Source organism: uncultured Faecalibacterium sp. (genome assembly GCF_900066275.1).
Lineage (GTDB): Bacteria > Bacillota > Clostridia > Oscillospirales > Ruminococcaceae > Faecalibacterium > Faecalibacterium taiwanense.
Map to the genome: position 1 here is coordinate 1,047 of NZ_FMFG01000075.1, position 1,716 is coordinate 2,762.

Sequence of the window (1,716 nt, forward strand, 5' to 3'; positions counted from 1 at the left end):
TGGTCTGGCGAGCGCAGGCGGGACGGAGTGTCCGGTGCCAAGCCCCCTCCCTTACTGCTCCGCAGGAGCAGCAGGCTCTTCCTTCTTTTCGTCCTTCTTGATGAGGGCGGCAACCTTGTCCACCAGCTCCGGCAGCATGGTCAGAGCACGGTTGATGGTGTCGGCGTTGTCCGACAGCTGGATGGTGCGCACGCAGCCGTCCTTTACCACGAGGAAGGCCACCGGCTGGATGTTCACACCCGCACCGGAGCCGCCGCCGAACAGGTCCTTGTTGGCGGCGTTCTTGCCGTCAAAGTCGGTGCCGCCGGAGGCAAAGCCAAAGCTCACCTTGGAAACCGGCAGGATGGTGGTGCCGTCCTCGGTGATGATGGGCTTGCCAATGATGGTGTTGGAGTCCACCATCTGGTGGATCTTCTCCATGGTAACGTTCATCAGGCCCTGAATGGGATGTTCAGCCATAAAACAGCTCTCCTTTATCGGTTTGATTCGGGCAAAGGCCCGTTGTCTGCAGATCCGGATACACGTATAGTGTACCACATTATAGGAAGATGTCCAATACTTTTTTGTGCCAGAACTCGTACAGCACCCGCACCGCCGCAAGGACGATGAACAGTGCCTGCGCGCTCACCCGGCAGGACACCCGGTCCTCCACGGTGGGCTGCCCGCTGCCAAAGTCCGGCAGGATGCGCAGCTCATCGAACTGCAGCCAGAGAAAGCGGTCCAGCACGCCCAGCACCGGGTACAGCCACGCCTGCAGCTTGCCGTAGCTGCGGGCAGCGGCGGCGGGGTCCTCCCCGCGCACACCAAGGCGCACCTGTATTTTTGTGATACGCAGCGCACCGAACACAGCTTTGGTCAAAGTGCCCGCACCTTTGAGCATGGTGCAGAGGATCTCCAGCGTGATCTTTGCCTTTTTGCGCGGCTGGGCGGGCTTGTTTGCCTTGGCGGCAGCGGCGGCGGCCTTTTTGCGGGCCTTCTCCTCTGCCTTTTTCCGCTTGCGCTCGGCCCGCCATGCGGCAAACTTTGCCTTGACCTTGCCAAAGCCCCTGGGCGGCTCCGGGTTTTCCGGTGCGGGCGGCGGCTCCGGCTTCGGGTACTGGAACACCGGGAAGGTGATGCCCAGCGCACCGGCCTTTACGGTGAGCACGCCGTGCTCCCAGCACAGGTCTGCGCAGAAGGGGCACAGCAGCAACAGCACCAGTAAGATCAGCACCACCAGCAGCAGAATGCCGATCACCCGGAGGATGAACAGCAGCACTGCTCCCAGCGCGGCGAGGAATGCTCCCATGCGTTACCCCTCACTTTCTGTCGGTGATGCGTTTGTTTCCGTTTCCTGCCCGTGCACCGGCGGCAGGTCGGCCAGAGAAGAAAGGCCGAACACCCGCAAAAAGGTGTCGGTGGTACGGAAGCTCACCGGCCTGCCCGGCAGGTCAAGGCGTCCGGCTTCCTCAATGAGGCCCTTTTCCAGCAGGCCCGACACGCTGGACGAGGAATCCACGCCGCGCACCTGCTCGATGAAAGCGCGGGACACCGGCTGGTTGTAGGCGATCACGGTCAGGGTCTCCATGGCGGCGGGGCCAAGGGGCACTGCGCGGCGACTGTCCAGCAGGCGGCGGATGCAGTCGGCCCACTCGGTCTTGGTGGCAAGCTGCCAGCGGGTGTTCAGGTGCAGCAGGCACAGGCCGCTGTCCTCCCGGGCGTAGCGCTCCCGCAGGG

At 63.2% G+C, this 1,716-nt stretch carries 3 protein-coding genes; all 3 read right to left on the reverse strand.

From position 1 onward, the window contains the following. Positions 1–51 precede the first annotated feature (51 nt). A complete protein-coding gene (ytfJ, locus tag QZL71_RS12960) occupies positions 52–459 on the reverse strand; it encodes a GerW family sporulation protein (protein ID WP_005941263.1) in 408 nt (135 codons plus the stop codon). Between the two features lie 79 nt (positions 460–538). Beyond that, a complete protein-coding gene (locus QZL71_RS12965; RefSeq protein ID WP_294649136.1) occupies positions 539–1,288 on the reverse strand; it encodes a DUF2953 domain-containing protein in 750 nt (249 codons plus the stop codon). 3 nt (positions 1,289–1,291) lie between these two features. Further along, positions 1,292–1,716 (reverse strand): SMC-Scp complex subunit ScpB (gene scpB / locus QZL71_RS12970; protein WP_294649139.1); only part of this gene is annotated, 425 nt, incomplete at its 5' end.

Excerpts from the sequence above, each read along its gene's own strand:
- QZL71_RS12965 (WP_294649136.1), bottom strand. The coding sequence starts at position 1,288 with ATGGGAGCATTCCTCGCCGCGCTGGGAGCAGTGCTGCTGTTCATCCTC.
- ytfJ (WP_005941263.1), bottom strand. The coding sequence starts at position 459 with ATGGCTGAACATCCCATTCAGGGCCTGATGAACGTTACCATGGAGAAG.